General features: G+C 61.4%; 13 protein-coding genes, 1 tRNA gene and 1 pseudogene. 12 read left to right on the top strand and 3 right to left on the bottom strand.

The window, feature by feature from the left end; genetic code table 11:
* Positions 1-82: 82 nt before the first annotated feature.
* From miaB to GPICK_RS10150, 9 genes and pseudogenes are all read left to right on the top strand, one after another.
* Positions 83-1408: a tRNA (N6-isopentenyl adenosine(37)-C2)-methylthiotransferase MiaB gene (gene miaB, locus GPICK_RS10190; RefSeq protein ID WP_039742843.1), complete on the top strand. Its 1326-nt coding sequence runs from the start codon at positions 83-85 to the stop codon at positions 1406-1408.
* On the top strand, positions 1401-1946 hold the full coding sequence (locus GPICK_RS10185; RefSeq protein ID WP_084201414.1) for a bifunctional nuclease family protein: 546 nt from the start codon (positions 1401-1403) through the stop codon (positions 1944-1946). The genes miaB and GPICK_RS10185 overlap by 8 nt, the downstream gene beginning before the upstream one ends.
* Before the next feature lie 100 nt (positions 1947-2046).
* The gene (locus GPICK_RS10180; RefSeq protein WP_039742838.1) at positions 2047-3111 is read left to right on the top strand and encodes a M42 family metallopeptidase; all 1065 of its coding nucleotides are present in this window, start codon (positions 2047-2049) and stop codon (positions 3109-3111) included.
* 161 nt (positions 3112-3272) lie between these two features.
* A complete protein-coding gene (guaB, locus tag GPICK_RS10175; protein WP_039742835.1) occupies positions 3273-4748 on the top strand; it encodes an IMP dehydrogenase in 1476 nt (491 codons plus the stop codon).
* A complete protein-coding gene (guaA, locus tag GPICK_RS10170) occupies positions 4745-6307 on the top strand; it encodes a glutamine-hydrolyzing GMP synthase (protein WP_039742832.1) in 1563 nt (520 codons plus the stop codon). The genes guaB and guaA overlap by 4 nt, the downstream gene beginning before the upstream one ends.
* Positions 6308-6464: 157 nt before the next feature.
* Positions 6465-6950, top strand: coding sequence for a ferritin-like domain-containing protein (locus GPICK_RS10165; RefSeq protein WP_039742830.1), 486 nt, complete (start codon positions 6465-6467; stop codon positions 6948-6950).
* Positions 6951-7060: 110 nt separating this feature from the next.
* Positions 7061-7717 carry an HAD-IA family hydrolase gene (locus GPICK_RS10160; RefSeq protein ID WP_039742827.1) on the top strand — a complete coding sequence of 219 codons (657 nt, stop codon included), beginning with the start codon at positions 7061-7063 and terminating at the stop codon, positions 7715-7717.
* A gap of 12 nt (positions 7718-7729) precedes the next feature.
* The gene (locus tag GPICK_RS10155; protein ID WP_039742824.1) at positions 7730-9469 is read left to right on the top strand and encodes an aldehyde ferredoxin oxidoreductase family protein; all 1740 of its coding nucleotides are present in this window, start codon (positions 7730-7732) and stop codon (positions 9467-9469) included.
* 30 nt (positions 9470-9499) lie between these two features.
* Positions 9500-10668: pseudogene (locus GPICK_RS10150) on the top strand (class II aldolase/adducin family protein).
* Between the two features lie 6 nt (positions 10669-10674).
* On the opposite strand, the gene GPICK_RS10145 reads toward GPICK_RS10150, so the two are convergent.
* Positions 10675-11841 (bottom strand): PAS domain-containing sensor histidine kinase, encoded by a 1167-nt coding sequence (locus tag GPICK_RS10145; RefSeq protein WP_039742820.1) that lies wholly within the window; start codon positions 11839-11841, stop codon positions 10675-10677.
* Between the two features lie 290 nt (positions 11842-12131).
* Between GPICK_RS10145 and flgM the strand changes: the two genes are divergently transcribed.
* From flgM to GPICK_RS10130, 3 genes are all read left to right on the top strand, one after another.
* Positions 12132-12425 carry a flagellar biosynthesis anti-sigma factor FlgM gene (gene flgM, locus GPICK_RS10140; RefSeq protein WP_039745640.1) on the top strand — a complete coding sequence of 98 codons (294 nt, stop codon included), beginning with the start codon at positions 12132-12134 and terminating at the stop codon, positions 12423-12425.
* 87 nt (positions 12426-12512) lie between these two features.
* Complete coding sequence (locus GPICK_RS10135) at positions 12513-13832, top strand: tRNA nucleotidyltransferase/poly(A) polymerase family protein (protein ID WP_039742816.1); 1320 nt, start codon at positions 12513-12515, stop codon at positions 13830-13832.
* An 18-nt stretch (positions 13833-13850) separates the two neighbouring features.
* A tRNA-Gly gene (locus GPICK_RS10130) sits at positions 13851-13925 on the top strand.
* Positions 13926-14008: 83 nt separating this feature from the next.
* Here the strand turns inward: GPICK_RS10130 and GPICK_RS10125 are convergent.
* Both GPICK_RS10125 and GPICK_RS10120 read right to left on the bottom strand, forming a co-directional pair.
* On the bottom strand, positions 14009-15253 hold the full coding sequence (locus tag GPICK_RS10125) for a tyrosine-type recombinase/integrase (RefSeq protein WP_052263395.1): 1245 nt from the start codon (positions 15251-15253) through the stop codon (positions 14009-14011).
* Between the two features lie 66 nt (positions 15254-15319).
* Entirely contained in the window at positions 15320-15601 is a 282-nt protein-coding gene (locus GPICK_RS10120) for a helix-turn-helix transcriptional regulator (protein ID WP_039742813.1), read from the bottom strand.
* Positions 15602-16369 lie beyond the last annotated feature (768 nt).

Raw genomic sequence — 16369 nt, 5'->3', positions numbered from 1 at the left:
CTGGCGTACGCGCAAATGTCGGTTGACGCCGTGCGCGCGAATTTCGTACTATCGAGCGGATTAACAATGAGGAATGTGAAACGTGACAAACGAGAAACTGCTCTACATCGAAACCTTTGGCTGCCAGATGAACGTGAGTGATTCCGAGAAGATCGCGTCGCTTCTGAAGGGACTTGGCTATAGCTCAACCGACGATTCGTCCCGGGCGGATCTGATTATACTTAATACCTGCAGCGTCCGTGCAAAGGCGGAGGAGAAGGTCTACGGCCATCTCGGGAGCTTCAAGGGGCTGAAGCGCGAAAGGAAAGGGCTGCTGCTCGGCGTCGGCGGCTGTGTCGCCCAGCAGGAAGGGGAGCGGCTTCTGAAGAAGGTGCCGTGGCTCGACCTCGTCTTTGGCACCCACAATCTGCACCTTCTCCCTGAAATGGTGCAGGCTGCCGAACGGGGGGAACGGCGTGCCGAGGTCCAGTTCATCGACAGCGATACCCGCCTCGACCTCTTTCCCGCGGGGGAGACCGAGGGCGGCGTCACCCGCTTTGTGACCGTCATGCAGGGGTGCGACAACTTCTGCTCCTACTGCATCGTCCCGTACGTCCGCGGCCGTGAAATCAGCCGCCGCTCCGCCGATATCCTGGCGGAGATCCGGGGCGCCGTAGCCGCCGGGGTGAAAGAGGTGACGCTCCTCGGCCAGAATGTCAACTCCTACGGGATCAAGACGGAGGGGGAGATCTCCTTTGCGGAACTGCTGCGGCAGGTTGCTGCCATCGACGGGCTGGAGCGGATTCGTTTCACCACGTCCCACCCGAAGGATATCTCTCCGGAGCTCATCGCCTGTTTCGCCGAGTTGCCGAAGCTGTGCGGCTACATTCACCTGCCGGCCCAGGCGGGGAGCGATGCGGTTCTGTCGCGCATGAACCGGGGGTACACCCGGCAGCAGTATCTCGGGATGGTCGCCGACCTGAAGGGGGCCCGCCCGGACATCCAGATCACGGGAGATATCATCGTCGGTTTTCCCGGCGAGACGGACGAGGATTTCGAGCAGACGCTCTCCCTGGTGGAGGAGGTGGACTATGCCGATCTCTTCACCTTTATCTATTCGGTGCGCCCGGGAACGAAGGCGGCTGAACTTCCCGGCGCCGTCTCCCGGAAAGAGAAGCAGCAGCGTTTCGACCGGTTGCAGGAGATGCTGCGGATCATGACGCGGCGCCGCAACGAGAGTTTCGTCGGCACGCGGCAGAAGGTGCTCGTGGAAGGGGTGAGCAAGCGGGGAGACCAGCTCTTCGGCCGCACCGACGGCAACCGGGTCGTGAATTTCTCCGCCGATCCGTCACTCGTGGGGAAAATCGCCGAGGTGGCGATCACCTTCGGCTACCAGAATTCGCTCCTGGGGGAACTGTTCCATGACTGACACCGCCGGAGCAACGGAAACCGTCGACGATCGTCCCTCCTACCGACGGATGTCCATATACGGCTTCGCCCTTGATTCCATCGCCCACATGCCGGTCGTCATCCTCAAGGATGCCGAGGAGGCGAACACTCTTCCGCTCTGGCTCAGCAGTACCGATGCCCTCTCCATGGTGGCCGAGCTGGTCAGAAACGACGCGTCGGCCAAGAGTGACCGGAAAGACCTCCTGGCGGCGCTGCTCGCTCATCTCGGGACCGAGGTGGCCGAGATCGCCATCGACGACATGAAGGAGGGGCTCGTCACGGCTTCGGTCAGCCTGGAACTGAACGGAGAAATGGTGAAGCTCGGCGTCCGCACCTCCGAGGCCCTCGTCCTCGCGCTCAAGCATTCCCTTCCGGTCATGGTCGCCAGTCGCCTTCTCGAAGACTCACCCCTTGCCTCCGGCGATTCGGGGGAGCGATTCACGAAGCTTGACGAGCGCCGCTTCGTCGATTTCCTGGAAAACCTGGATCCTGCCGATCTCGGCAAATACCCCATGTGAGGATCGGCCCGCCGGCACCGGGGGGGGGGGAGCTTCCCCCTGGCGGTGCCCGCTCCGCGTTCGTCGTCCCGCATCTATCACCCGTCGTCATGGAGGTTTCATGCGTTCCGAATCCCTTGATTTTCTGAAACGTCTCGTCGAGGCTCCCAGCCCATCGGGGTACGAGCAGCCAGCCCAGCGGGTCTTCCGCGAATACATCTCGCCCTATGCCGAGGTGACGACCGATGTGATGGGGAACGTCATCGGCCGGATTCCGGGGGGCGGGGAGGGCCTTCCGCGGGTGATGCTCGTGGGGCATTCGGACGAGGTCGGTTTCCAGGTGAAGTACATCGACGACAACGGCTTCATCTACTTTGCCGCCATCGGTGGCGTCGACGCCCACCTTACGCCCGGCAAGCGGGTCCGTATCCATACGGCCACGGGAGAGGTCGCCGGGGTCATCGGCAAGAAACCGATCCATCTCATGGAGGAGGATGACCGGAAGAAGGTCGTCCGTCTCGATGCTCAGTACATCGACATCGGTGCCGGCGGCAAGGACGAGGTGCTGGCGCTCGTCCGCGTCGGCGACGCCGTGACGTTTGTCGACGGCATGGAATCCCTCCTCGGTGACCGAGTCGCATCGCGGGCCTTCGATGACAAGGCGGGAAGTTTCGTGGTGGCCGAGGTGCTCCGGACGGTGGCCGAGTCGGGCGCGCTCCTCCCGGTCGATCTCTACGGCGTTTCGTCGGTGCAGGAGGAGATCGGACTGCGGGGGGGAACCACCAGTGCCTACCGCGTCAATCCCGACATCGGCATCTGCGTGGAGGTAGACTTCGCCACCGACCAGCCCGATGTGGAGAAGAAGCATAACGGCGAGGTGAAACTGGGGCGGGGGCCGGTCCTTCCCCGGGGCGCCAATATCAACCATCCCCTGTTCGACCTTCTTTCCGGTACTGCCGGACGCGAAGGGATTCCGGTGCAGTATACCGGCATCCCCCGCGCCTCGGGCACCGACGCCAACGTGATGCAGATCTCCCGCGGTGGCGTTGCCACTGCCCTGGTCAAGATCCCGCTTCGTTACATGCATACCCCGGTGGAACTCCTTTCCCTCTCCGATCTCGAGAATGCCGTGCGGCTCATCGTTGCGGCCCTGCCGGGGATGACGGGAGACTTCATCCCCCGCTGATCCGGGAACCGTGACCGGCCACCGCTCTGACGGTGCCGGTCACGGGTTTTAGAGCCTGCTGCGAAGTAATGATCTTTAATTCCTTTTGGCTTGACTCTGCGCCACCCCTCCGTTAGTCTTTTCGGTTAATATTTAGATAGTAATTGACAAAGGAGTCCGCGATGCTAGATGAAACGATTCCGGAAGGCCTGACCTTCGACGATGTTCTCCTCGTTCCCGCCCATTCCCAGGTACTCCCGCGCGACGTAAACCTTTCCTCCCGCCTCACCAAGAACATTCCCCTCAACATTCCGCTTGTTTCGGCCGCCATGGATACGGTCACCGAGGCCCGCACCGCCATCTGCATGGCGCGCGAGGGGGGGCTTGGCATCATCCACAAGAATCTCACCATCGAGGAGCAGGCGATGGAGGTGGACAAGGTCAAGAAGAGCGAATCCGGCATGATCGTGGACCCGATCACCATGCGCCCTACCCAGAAAATCCATGAGGCCCTGGCCATCATGGAAAAATACCGGATCTCGGGCGTTCCCATAACCAATAGCAAGGGGAAACTGGTCGGCATTCTCACCAACCGGGACCTCCGTTTCGAAACCAATCTCGATCTGCCGATCTCGGCCCGCATGACCAAGGGGCGCCTCGTCACCGTACCGGTCGGCACCACCCTTGAAGAGGCGAAGGAACACCTGAAGAACACCCGGGTGGAGAAGCTCCTCGTGGTGGATGGGGAGAAGAACCTGAAAGGGCTCATCACCATCAAGGATATCGAGAAGGTCAGGAAGTATCCCCACGCCTGCAAGGACGCCCTCGGGCGTCTGCGGGTCGGCGCGGCGGTCGGTCCTTCGGGCGACATGGAGGCCCGGGTCGACGCCCTCCTCAGGGCGGGGGTCGACGTGATCGTGGTCGACACGGCCCACGGCCACTCCCAGGGGGTTCTCGACGCCATCCGGGCCGCCAAGGCGAACTTCCCCGGCATTGAGCTGATCGCCGGCAACATCGCCACCGCCGAGGCGGCAGAGGCCCTCATCAAGGCCGGCGTCGATGCCATCAAGGTCGGGATTGGCCCTGGCTCCATCTGCACCACCCGCGTCGTGGCCGGGGTCGGCGTTCCTCAGATCAGCGCCATCGCCCAGTGTGCTAAGGTCGCCCGCAAGTATGACATTCCCCTCATCGCCGACGGCGGGGTGAAGTATTCGGGCGACGTCACCAAGGCGGTTGCCGCCGGGGCCGACGTCATCATGATCGGCTCCCTCTTCGCCGGCACCGAGGAGTCGCCGGGCGACACCATCCTCTACCAGGGGCGGGCTTACAAGAGCTACCGCGGCATGGGCTCCATCGGCGCCATGAAGCAGGGGAGCAAGGACCGCTACTTCCAGAGCGACGTGGAGAGCGAGGTGAAGCTCGTTCCCGAGGGGATCGAGGGGATGGTGCCGCTGCGGGGCCCGCTGGGGGCCAACGTCCACCAGCTCATGGGCGGCCTGCGGGCCGGCATGGGGTACACCGGCAGCCACAGCATCAAGGAGCTTCAGGAGAAGGGGCGCTTCATCCGCATCACCGGTGCGGGGCTCAAGGAGTCCCACGTCCATGACGTCATGATTACCAAGGAGGCCCCGAACTACCGGGTCGAAAACGTTCGATGAGCATCGACATCCACAGCGAAAAGATCCTTATTCTCGACTTCGGTTCCCAGTACACCCAACTCATTGCCCGGCGGGTGCGCGAGGCCCATGTCTACTGCGAACTCCACCCCTTCGACATGGAGCTGGCGGCGATCCGCGCCTTCTCCCCCGCGGGGATCATCCTCTCCGGCGGTCCGAAGTCGGTCTACGAGGAGGGGGCGCCGGCCGTGGCCGAGGAGCTCTTCGAGCTGGGAGTGCCGGTGCTCGGGATCTGCTACGGCATGCAGCTCATGAGCCGCCATTTCGGCGGCGAGGTGGTGGCGGCCGGGAAGCGGGAGTTCGGCCATGCCGATCTCCTGACCTGCGGTACCCCCGGTTCGCTCTTCGACGGCTTCTTTGTCGAAGGGAAGAGCCCGGTCTGGATGAGCCACGGTGACCACGTCTCCCGGGTCCCCGACGGATTCGAGGTGGTGGCCGAGACCGCCAACGCCCCGGTCTGCGCCATCCAAGACGTCTCCCGCCGTCTCTATGGCGTGCAGTTCCATCCCGAGGTGAACCATACCCCCCGCGGCGAACTGCTGATCGACACCTTTGTCCGGAAGGTCTGCGGCTGCACCGGCAGATGGACCCCCGGCCAGATCATCGAAGACGCCGTGGCCCGGATCCGGAGCCAGGTGGGGAGCGACCGGGTGATCCTCGGCCTCTCGGGGGGGGTCGACTCGTCGGTGGCGGCGGCCCTCATCCACCGTGCCATTGGCGACCAGCTTACCTGCGTCTTCGTCGATAACGGTCTTCTCCGCCTCGGCGAGGGTGACCAGGTGATGGCGACTTTTGCCGAGAACCTGGGGGTAAAGGTGATCCGGGTGGATGCCGAGGAGCGGTTCCTTTCGGCCCTGGCCGGCGAGGCCGATCCGGAGAAGAAGCGCAAGATCATCGGGAACCTCTTCGTGGAGATCTTCGAGGAGGAGTCGACGAAGATCGAGGATGCGAGATGGCTTGCCCAGGGGACCATCTATCCCGACGTCATCGAGTCGGCCGGTGCCAAGACCGGCAAGGCCCACAACATCAAGAGCCACCACAATGTCGGCGGGCTCCCCGAATACATGAAGCTTCAGCTTCTGGAGCCCCTGCGGGAGCTCTTCAAGGACGAGGTGCGGGCCATCGGCGAGGAACTGGGGCTGCCGCACCAGATGGTCTGGCGCCACCCGTTCCCGGGGCCGGGGCTTGGCGTGCGGATCCTCGGCGCGGTGAAGAAGGAGTACGCCGACATCCTCCGCCGGGCCGATGCCATCTATATCGAGGAACTTTACGCCGCCGGGCATTATGACAAGATCAGCCAGGCCTTCGCGGTATTCCTCCCGGTGAAGAGCGTCGGCGTCATGGGGGACGGACGCACCTACGAGTACGTTGTGGCGCTGCGGGCGGTGGAGACCAAGGATTTCATGACCGCCGGGTGGTACCCGCTCCCCTACGATGACATGGCCCGGATCAGCAGCCGGATCATCAACGAGGTGAAGGGGGTCAACCGGGTGGTGTACGACATCAGTTCGAAGCCTCCCGCCACCATCGAGTGGGAATGAGGACGAGGGACAACGGTCCAGTACGAGGGGACGCCGGAGACGGCGTCCTTTTTTTGTCGCCGATGACGGCCTTCCGTGACGCCGGGCGCGCCAAGGAGGAGTATAATTACAGTAGATAGCGCCTCGTCGCGCGACTGAGAGGAAAGGGGGCAGTTTTATGAACGTCTTCGATTGTGCGCTCAAGATGGAAGAGGAAGCCAGGACTCATTACGAGAAGCTGGCGGAGGCGGCGCCGGTTCCCGAACTGAAGAACATTTTTTCCCTGCTGGCGTCGGCCGAAGCGGAGCACCACGATGCCCTGGAAAGGATGAAAGAGGAGAGCGATACTCCCGCTGCCGCATTCAGGGCCGTGGACGATGCGGCATGCGCTTTCCGGCCCCTCCTTGGCAAGCGTAACCTCATGGCCGAGTTGAAGGACGATCCCGACGGCTACCGTCACGTGGTGAAAGAGGAAGAGGAAAGTGTTCGCTTCTACGAAGAGCTGGCCGCCACGGCCGAAAACGATGCGACGAAAAAGCTCCTTCTCGCGCTGGCAGAAGAGGAAAGACGGCATCTGAGCATCGTGGAGAACATCTACTCCTTCGTCGAATCCCCCCAGACCTACCTGGCGTGGGGAGAATTCAGCAACCTGAAGGAGTACTGACCCACACGTGCCAGGAGGAGGGCCCGTCCCGCCGGACGGGCTTTTCTTATTGCGGCAGAGCCGGAAATGGCATTATAGTTGAGAGGTTGATCACTTGCCGGGAGTTGACCGTGCCCCATCGCACCGACCTTATCATCTTCGACCTCGACGGAACCCTGATCGATTCTCTTGCCGACCTGACCGACGCCACCAACCACATGCTGACCATCTTCAACCGGCCTGCGCTTGCCGAGCAGGAGGTCCGCCTCCTCGTGGGGCAGGGGGCGCGCCGCCTTGTGGAACGGGCGCTTCCCGGCGCCGGCGAAGCCGAGATCGAACGGGCGCTTCTCCTCTTCATCGACTACAATCACCGCAACATCGCCGTGCGGACCGTCCTCTATCCCGGGGTGCGGGAGACTCTCGATCTGCTCCGAGCCTGCGGCACGCGGATGGCGGTCGTTTCCAACAAGAACGTCGCCCTCTGTCGGGAGGTCCTCACCATCCTTGCGGTTGACGGCTACTTCGATGCGGTCCTGGGGGCCGATTCCCTGCCGCAGCGCAAGCCGTCGCCGGAACCGGTCCTGAAGCTTCTTGCCGATTTCGGCGTCGATGCCAACAGGGCTGCCATGGTGGGGGACAGCATCAACGATATTGCCGCAGGGAATGGTGCCGGGGTAACGACCGTCGGATGCACCTGGGGATACGGCGCTGCCGAGGAGCTTGCCGGCGCCGACTTCCGGATAACGAACTTTCCGGAGCTTCTGAATCTTCCGATGCTGGCAGGGTAAGAGGGTAAGTATATGTCTGGCTGGACGGGAATCATCCAATACGTTGATCTGGCGCGGCGGCGGAGCTGGCGGGAAAAGCTCCCCGCCGACCTGCTTCATGCCTATCTCGGGGGGAGGGGGCTCGGGGTGCGCCTCATGCGGGGGTGCCATCACCTCGATCCGCTGGCTCCCGAGATGCCCCTCATCTTCTCCGTCGGCCCCCTCTGCGGTACGCAGGCCCCCACGGCGGCACGCCTGACGGTCGTCTCGCGCTCGCCACTCACGGGGACCATCTACGACTGTTCCGCGGGGGGGCGCTTCGCCTGGCGCCTCAAGGCCGCGGGGCTCGATGCCCTGGTTGTCACCGGCCGCAGCGCGACCCCCGTTGCCATCGCCGTGACACCGGCTGGCGCCGAGATTCTCGATGTTCCGAACCTCTGGGGGAGGACTGTCCACGAAACCGTCGCCGCCCTGGCCGAGCGGGGGAGTGTGACGGCCATCGGGCCGGCCGGCGAGCATGGCGTCCTCTTCGCCAACATCATGATGGGGGAGGGGAACTCGGTGGGGCGGGGCGGCCTCGGGGCGGTCATGGGAGCCAAGGGGCTGAAGGGGGTGGTCGTCGATGGTGACGGAACCACTGGCATTGCTGACCGTCAGCGCTTCGACACGGCGCGGCAGGATGTGATGCGCCTGTTTCGGGCTTCCCCCGTCATATTCGGCGAGCTCGGGATTGCCGAGTACGGCACGCCGGCGCTGGTGGATCTCATGCGCCAGCGTCGGATGGCCCCAACCGAGAATTTTCGCGGCACCGTCTTCGAGGCGTCCGGCAACTACTCGGGACCAGCCATCCGGCGCGAGTACCAGGCGAGGAAGGACGGCTGCTACGGCTGTCCCATCCAGTGCAAGAAGAGCACCCCCCAGGGTGAGCACCTCCCCGAGTACGAGACCGTCTCCCATTTCGGCGCCCTGAACGGCATCGCGAGCCTTGCCGCCATCGTGAAGTCGAACACCCTCTGCAACGAGCTCGGCATCGATACCATTTCGGCCGCCGCCACCCTTTCCGCCTGGGGTGAGGCACGGGGGCGCTTCCCGGACGGGGACGAGGTGCAGCGGCTTCTTGCTGACATCGCCTTCCGCCGCGGCGACGGCGACCTTCTGGCGCTCGGCTCCCGCCGGGTGACAGAGGCCTTGGGACGTCCCGAGCTCTCCATGAGCGTCAAGGGGCTCGAGCTCCCCGCCTACGATCCCCGCGGCGCCTACGGCATGGCGCTCGCCTACTGCACGAGCAACCGGGGAGGGTGCCACCTGCGGGCCTATCCCGTTTCCCATGAAATCCTGCGCAAGCCGATCGCCACCGACCGCTTCTCCTTCTCGGGCAAGGCGCGGATCATTGCCATCGCCGAGGACACCAACGCCGCCATCGATTCGCTGGTGGCGTGCAAGTTCTCGTTCTTCGGTGCCACGTTGGAAGAGTATGCCGAACTCCTGGCAGCCACCACCGGCATCGATTATTCGCCCCAGTCGCTGAAGGAAATCGGCCGCCGCATCTATCTCACCGAGCGGTTCTACAACTGCGTCAACGGCTTCGACGCGAAGGACGACATCCTGCCGGAACGGTTTTTTGTCGAGGCCGGCTCCAGCGGCGAGGGGATCGAGATCCTCCCCGTCGATCGGCCGCGCTTCGCCGAAGAGCTCCAGAAGTACTACCGTATCCGGGGACTCACGCCGAACGGGATCTTTGCCGATCCGGATTTCCTCGCAAAACAGCCATGATATATGGTGAGGTAGTACTTAGGTAAGTATATGCATGATCATATTGTCCGTTTTATCGATAAGCTTGTCACCGACCGTTCGGCCCTGCCGGGGGAGATCGCCATTGCCGCCCAGGACGATGTCATCATCTCCGGCGGCACTCCCCGGCTGGCGCAACTCGCCGGCGACCTGCTCCGCCAGCTCACCTGTCTCGGCATGGTGGTGGCCCGTCCGTCACTCCCCTTTGCCGACTTCCTCGTGGCACGGGCGCCGGTGGGGGAGTGGTGCATCGTCCCCCGCGATACGGAGACCCGCACCTTTCTCCACGATATTCCGTTCGTGCGCCGGCAGGAGCTGGGAGACGACCCGGCAGCCGTCATTGCGAAGCTTCTCGGCAACCGGAAAGGGGTGGTCGTCGAGGGAATCGGGATCGTGGCGAGCGGCGCCCTCACTGTGGAGCAGGCCTACATCAATTACTCGTCGGTCTTCCACTCCACCTTTGTCAAATATCTTCAGGACCTGTTCCACCACGGGTTTGTCATCGCCGGCGAAGAAGAGGCATTCGCCGAATTCAGAAAGCATTGGCTCCACCCCCTGACTTCCGAGGGGCTCGCTTTCCGAAAGGGGCCGCTCTCCGGCCGCGGCGAGATACTGGCGGAAATCGCCGCCGTTGGCCGCTACACGGTGGAGCGGGGACTGGTGGACTCGTTTTTCGGCAACATTTCATACTGCTCCGGCGAGGAAATCTACATCTCCCAGACCGCCGCCAGCCTCGATGCCCTCGACGGCTGCATCGATCCGGTGCCGACGGACAACTCCTCCACCTTTGGCATCACCGCCTCCAGCGAACTGCTGGCGCATCGGCGCATCTACGAACTTTCGGGGGGGCGGCCATTCTCCACGGACATCCGAAGTTCGCCGTCATCATGAGCATGGAGTGCGAGGACCGGCACTGTCCGGTAACCGACTGCTGGAAAGATTGCGACAAGGTCCGGTTCCTTGGCGACACCCCGGTGGTGGCGGGCGAGATCGGCGCCGGCGGGCTGGCGAAGCGGGTACCCCCTGTCATTGCGGGGCCGCGCAGGGCGATCGTCTACGGCCATGGGGTGTTTACCGTGGGTGAGGATGATTTCGGCGAGGCGTTTCGGGCGATGGTAGCGGTGGAGAACTGGTGTCGCGGGGAGTACTTCAGGCGGCTCGATGCCGGCCGCGCGGGGTGAGGCTCGTCAGGCGAAGTGCTTCGGGGTCGAGATGAAGAAGGTGGTCCCGTCCGGCTCACGGCTTGTGAAGCCGACCGTTCCCTTCAGGTACCGCTCGCCGAACAGTTTCACGCTATAGGTGCCGATCCCCCGTCCCGTCCCCTCCTTGGTGCTGAAGGAGCGCTGGAAGACCTGCAGCTGCACTTCCGGCGACATGACTCCCGGGTTGTGAACGGTGAACGTAACCGTCTCGCCATGATCGGCCCCCGCCAGCGTCACGGTTTCTCCCCGCGCTGACGCTTCCAGGGCGTTTTTCACCAGGTTCCCCAGTATCCTCCGCAGGATCGCGGCGTCGCTCACCAGGAGACAGTCGGAGGTTGGGCCGATAATGAGCATGCGCCCGTCGGCAATGTCATGGTTCACGTAAAGCGCATGCACTTCCCGCAGCAACTCCGGCACATCCACCATGCCGGGATCGGGTTTGAACTCACCCCGCTCCGCCGCCAGCAGTTTCCGCTGATGATTGATCTCGTCGATCAGTCGGTTCGAGAGTTGAACCATCCACTCCTTGTACTGCAGTTCCTTGTCGCGCGGGAGCCCGTCGCTTTGGGCGAGCATCGAGGCGATGCCGTGAATCCCCCCGGCAGTATTGATTACATCGTGAAAGAAGACCCGTTCCAGAACGTTTCGGCGCTTCTGGTCGCTGATGTCGCGGATGATGCAGACCGTCAGGGGGAGGCCGTCGACCTGGGCCGGATTCGAGATCACCTCCAGATCAAGGGAGACCCTGCTTCCCTCTCGATTCAGGGTGATCCGGCATTCCTGGCAATTCTGCTCCCTCAGTTGCTGGCTCTCGAGAATCGAGATGAAGGCACCGCAGGCTTGGCAATTGGGGGAAGTTCCGCATCCGGCCGGACCTCTCGACGAAAAGATGCAGCCCAGAACCTCGCCGGGGCGCTTGCCGATGATCTTTTCGATATCCTCCAGGTCAAAGGCGCTGAGCAACCGGCTGTTGGCAGCCACTACCTGGCGTTCGTGGTTCAGGATAAGCACATAATCGGGCAGCGCTTCCAGGAGGGAACGGAGCGCCGCATCACGCAGCACCCGGCGCCGTGTCGAACGAACCTCTTCGCTCGACGCACGGGGGGTGGGAGCGAGGTAGGATGCAGAATGGAGGTTGTTAAAAGTTCCCATGGTGGTAATGTCTGTCCGGCTCGTGATGGTGTTAAGCTCATTTCACTCTAGCGGCAAACGTCAAGACAGTCAATCCCGATAATTTAACCAGTTAGCACACTGCTGACCGGCGAGGGGATGGGCACATCACTTGGGGAGAGCTGAATCGTGTCGGTAAATTGACCCGAAATGGGGGGTTTGAGTGAAATTTTTTTTGCCCCGTGTCATTTTTTTCTAAAGTTTTTTTCGAGTCGTGACGATATAGTGTATAAATAGAAAACAGCACGGAGGCCATGGAGGCTGTGAGCGCCATGAAAATCGACGATAAAACGTTAGCTTCAGTTGTCGGTCCCGGTAAGGGTGATGCGGCTGCGTCTTCTAAGAAGTTTGGAGTGGACGCCGGCGCCAAGGGAGACACCGTCGAACTCTCCCGCAATGTGGAACGGTTCGCCAAAGCCAATGAGGCCCTCCAGAAGCTTCCGGATATTCGCGTCGAACGAGTGGAGACGCTGAAGGCACAGATTGCTTCTGGTGAGTATCAGGTCAAGGCGAGTGATGTTGCTGAAAAGATGCTGATGACCATGAAAAAGGGAGTTGCGGTCTGACCCCCCATGAGACATGATTCAAGCGAAAGCCCGCCCTGTGCGGGCTTTTTTGTTGCCCGCCCCCGGGGATGGCGATAAGCTTGCTCCATGAAGCCCGATCTTGCGAAATTTCTCAGCGGACGTGGATTGCCCCTCGTCCGCGAGTTGGCGACTGCCCGCGGCGTGGATGCCTACGTGGTGGGAGGTTGCCTGCGTGACCTTTTCCTCGGCCGGGAAGGGCGCGATATCGACATCGCCCTGTCCGGCGGGTGGAGGGAAATACCCCGGGACTTTGCCGAGCGCACGCATGGAAGCTTCTTCTGGCTCGACGAGGAGCGGGGGCACGCCCGGGTCATCACCCGGAACCTGCCGGATGCCGCCACCTTCGACTTCGCACCGCTGCGAGGGACGGGAATCGTCGAAGACTTGACGCTACGGGACTTTACCATCAATTCCCTCGCTGTTTCCCTCGCCACAGAGATCGTGCTCCTTGATCCACTCGAGGGGGAAACCGACATCCATCGCCGGATTGTCAGGATGTGCGCCGACCGCGCCTTTGCCGACGATCCCCTGCGTCTCGTGCGGGCCTTTCGCTTCGCCGCCGTGCTCGGTTTTCCCATTGATGACGCGACGCGTGCCGCTATTCCCACCCATGCCGCGTATCTGAGCAATGTCTCGGGTGAGCGGATCAGGGATGAGCTGTTCCAGGCCCTGCAGCCTGACGGTGCCGGGCGGATGCTGCAGGAAATGGCGGTTGCCGGCGTTTTCGGTTCAATCGTTCCGTGGAAAGAGGGCCAGCCGACTCATGTGGTGCTACAGGAGGGGAGCGAGCGCATCACCCGCCTCGAAGTACTGAGCAGTTCCCTCGATGCGCTGCTCGGCGACCATGCGTGTACGGTGAGTGAGCGACTGTCAGGCGAGATCCAGCAGGGCATCACACGGCTTGCCCTCATGAAACTCGCCTCGTGGCTTTCCTGTCTCGGCATCGAGCCGGAGACGGCGAGCGGGCGGTTGAAACACGGCAAGGCTGCCCAGGCCCTGCTGAAGATATTCTGCCGACTTGACACAGCAGCATTTCGCGAGACGGAAGATGATCACTACCTCCGCAAGCGGTACCGTTTTTTCGACGAACGGGAGCCGGGTGGCCCCGAGTTGCCGCTGCTGGCCCTTGCGAATGGCCTCATCGCAGAGCGCCTCTGTAGGGAATTCGTCACTTACTGGATGGAATCATACATCCCCCGGGGAAAAGCTCTGCTCCTCAACGGCGATGAAATCATATCCCTCCTCCACATTCCACGCGGGAAGGCCGTGGGCGCAGCACTCGAAATGCTCCGCGAGAGTCAGACCATGGGACTTGTTTGCAACCGGGATGCCGCCGTCGCGTTTCTCAGGAAAAAACAGTTGACAACGGAAGAGCCCATGGGCTAAATAGTTCTTCTCAATTGAGCGGGAATAACTCAGTGGTAGAGTGTCAGCTTCCCAAGCTGAAGGTCGCGGGTTCGAATCCCGTTTCCCGCTCCAGCTAACTAAAAGGAATCCTTTGGGATTCCTTTTTTTCTTTCCCGGCTTTCGCAGGAACTTTCGCAGGTGGCCGGGGTTTTTCTCTAGCTGCCTCGTTTGAAGTCCCTGCCGAAGTAGGCGAGAATCTTCAGCCGGTCCTTTTCCAGCCCCTCAACATACCTGCCGTACACCTCGTAAATCATTTGTTTGCTCGCATGCCCCATGAGGTTCACCACCCGGTTCTGGTCAGTCCTGATGGCAAGAGCCCACGCCGCAAAGGTATGACGGGTCGTGTAGGGTTTTCGGTACTTGACTCCTGCCTTGGCTAGTGCCCTGGTCCAGACCCGGCGCTGGAATTTTTCGGCGGTGAAGGTCGCCCCGTTCTCCATCGTGAAGAGATATTCCCCCGTGGCAATTGTCGTCGCCTGTTCCAGAATTCCAGTGATGGCCCTGGTGAGGGGAATGCGCCGCTGTCGGTATTCGGTTTTCAGGGAATCCGACTCCTCGCCCCGGACGATGGATTGCTCCACGTACAGGAAACCGTCCCGGATGTGGGTCTTCTTGAGGGCGGCAAGCTCCGAGGCAATCATCCCGGTCAGAACCATCAGTTTTGCCACCGGCCGGTAGTACAGCTCCATCGCCTCGATGATGGCCCCCCACTCGTGGAAGCGGAAGACCTCGACCACCTTCTTCCTTTTCTTGGGGAGATGCTTTTTCAGCGACCGGCACGGGTCGGTCAGGGTCCACCGGTGCTCCTCGACGGCATCGTTCCAGATGGTCTTGAACACCTGCAGCACATTGACCACCCTTGCGCGGGAGAGCGGTTCCCCCACTTTCGGCCCTGCCCGGTGCTTCAGGGTGGCCAGAAACTTCTGCATCTCGATGCCCGTGATGTGGAAAAACGACTTCTGGCCGAAGTAGGGGAGGAGCCAGTAGTCGATGGCGCTGCGGTAATCCTCCCGTTTGGTGTGGGAGGGGAAATTGGGCCAGATGGTCCCGTACCACCTCGTCACATAGTCGCCAAAGGTAATACCCCGCGCGTCAGGAGCATATTCGCGATGCTCCAGCCGGGTATGGAAGGCCTTTTCCTCCTCGCTTGCCCCGGGAAAGAGCTTGGCGAATTCCAGGGTGCCAAGTTTTTTTTGTTCCAGGATCGCAGCAAGCAGCTTTTCGACTTTCGCTCGGTTGAGTGGAGTATCGTCCATCCCGGTAGACCGCTCTATCCGGATTCCGTGATAGAAAAAATCGAGATAGAGCTTCTTCGACCCGCCCTTGCGGGCGATGCGTCCTTCGTATTTCTTTGGATTGTCAAAAACTTCCCGGTTAAGCGCGGCATAGCTTCCTGCCATTGGTACAACTCCTTTCGAACCTCCTTCCCTTGTGGTATCCGTCCAGGAAGAAGTATAGCCCGATTATCAGAGGCTTTCCAGCAGATTGGGATCAATGGCGAGCCGGTTGCGCCCTCCCTTGCCGTTGCGCTTGCATTGAGGGCGCAACTCTTCGGCCTCGTCAACGGAAATGGCCAGCAGATGGGCAAGGAGATCATCATCCCACACAACGCGCACCACTCGGCCGATCCGGACCACGTGGCGGCCGACGACAAGCTTCCCGTCGGCAAGCCAGGAATAGGCCGTTGAACGGCTGATCCCCAGCTTTTCCGCAAAAGATTCGATAGTGAGAAGTGTCCGGGTACTCATCGGTCGGTCCTCATCGCGGGGAATACAGCTCCTACCGAGAAAATGACAAACCGGGCAGACAAAACCGCACGAAGTAGCGTAAACAGAGAGATTGACGGTGTTGGCCCGAAACGAAACGAGGTGACTGTCTTTAAGAAGTTGGAAGCGCTTGCCGTAGGTAGGGTGAAATTGAGGCGAAAAATATTTTGCATTTTTCACTCAAGTTTTCGTCCGTGGCGCCGATATGATAAATACTACTTGTCCATTCGTGGGCACTCCTCGGCCTTTCAGGCGGAGGACACACCGGTCCTGGTCACCGGTTTCTGGAACAATGGAACATTTGGCAGGTATCCAACCATCCATGGCTGCTTTTTCACTCCCTTGTTCCCGCTGGATGGTAGCTTGGTTGGATCTATCCTCGCCAGGTCTTGTCTTCGACGAACCTAGCGGGTCCACTCTCCCGTCACGCATACACGCCAATTTGTCGGTGTGTCCCTGTGCCGCAAACACTCACCCTACCGGTGTCCTCTCTCCATTTTTCTCTCCAATCATACTGAGAACAAGAGCCTGAATAAAAATGGATTAAGACCGCTACGGGGTAATGCATGCCCTTGGTCTGATCCGCGTGGGTCGATTCAGTTGGACTTGATGCCAAGTGGGTACGGAAGCGTGCCGTAGTCCCGAGCAGTAGTTCACTTGTCTTGCAAACCCCCTCACCAAAGCGGATTGTTGGCGCGATAGATTGCGTCAAGCTGGGAATCGGTTCCGGTTCCGCCCTTTCGGACTTCC

Source organism: Geobacter pickeringii, assembly GCF_000817955.1.
Classification (GTDB): Bacteria; Desulfobacterota; Desulfuromonadia; order Geobacterales; family Geobacteraceae; genus Geobacter; species Geobacter pickeringii.
The sequence above is the reverse complement of the archived record's forward strand: the minus strand, read 5'-3'. Positions and strand labels throughout refer to the sequence as shown.

Coding starts and splice junctions, on each gene's coding strand:
- GPICK_RS10145 (WP_039742820.1), bottom strand. CDS start 11,841: ATGGGAACTTTTAACAACCTCCATTCTGCATCCTACCTCGCTCCCACC.
- guaA (WP_039742832.1), top strand. CDS start 4,745: ATGAGCATCGACATCCACAGCGAAAAGATCCTTATTCTCGACTTCGGT.
- GPICK_RS10180 (WP_039742838.1), top strand. CDS start 2,047: ATGCGTTCCGAATCCCTTGATTTTCTGAAACGTCTCGTCGAGGCTCCC.
- GPICK_RS10185 (WP_084201414.1), top strand. CDS start 1,401: ATGACTGACACCGCCGGAGCAACGGAAACCGTCGACGATCGTCCCTCC.
- flgM (WP_039745640.1), top strand. CDS start 12,132: ATGAAAATCGACGATAAAACGTTAGCTTCAGTTGTCGGTCCCGGTAAG.
- GPICK_RS10135 (WP_039742816.1), top strand. CDS start 12,513: ATGAAGCCCGATCTTGCGAAATTTCTCAGCGGACGTGGATTGCCCCTC.
- GPICK_RS10120 (WP_039742813.1), bottom strand. CDS start 15,601: ATGAGTACCCGGACACTTCTCACTATCGAATCTTTTGCGGAAAAGCTG.
- GPICK_RS10125 (WP_052263395.1), bottom strand. CDS start 15,253: ATGGCAGGAAGCTATGCCGCGCTTAACCGGGAAGTTTTTGACAATCCA.
- guaB (WP_039742835.1), top strand. CDS start 3,273: ATGCTAGATGAAACGATTCCGGAAGGCCTGACCTTCGACGATGTTCTC.
- GPICK_RS10155 (WP_039742824.1), top strand. CDS start 7,730: ATGTCTGGCTGGACGGGAATCATCCAATACGTTGATCTGGCGCGGCGG.
- GPICK_RS10165 (WP_039742830.1), top strand. CDS start 6,465: ATGAACGTCTTCGATTGTGCGCTCAAGATGGAAGAGGAAGCCAGGACT.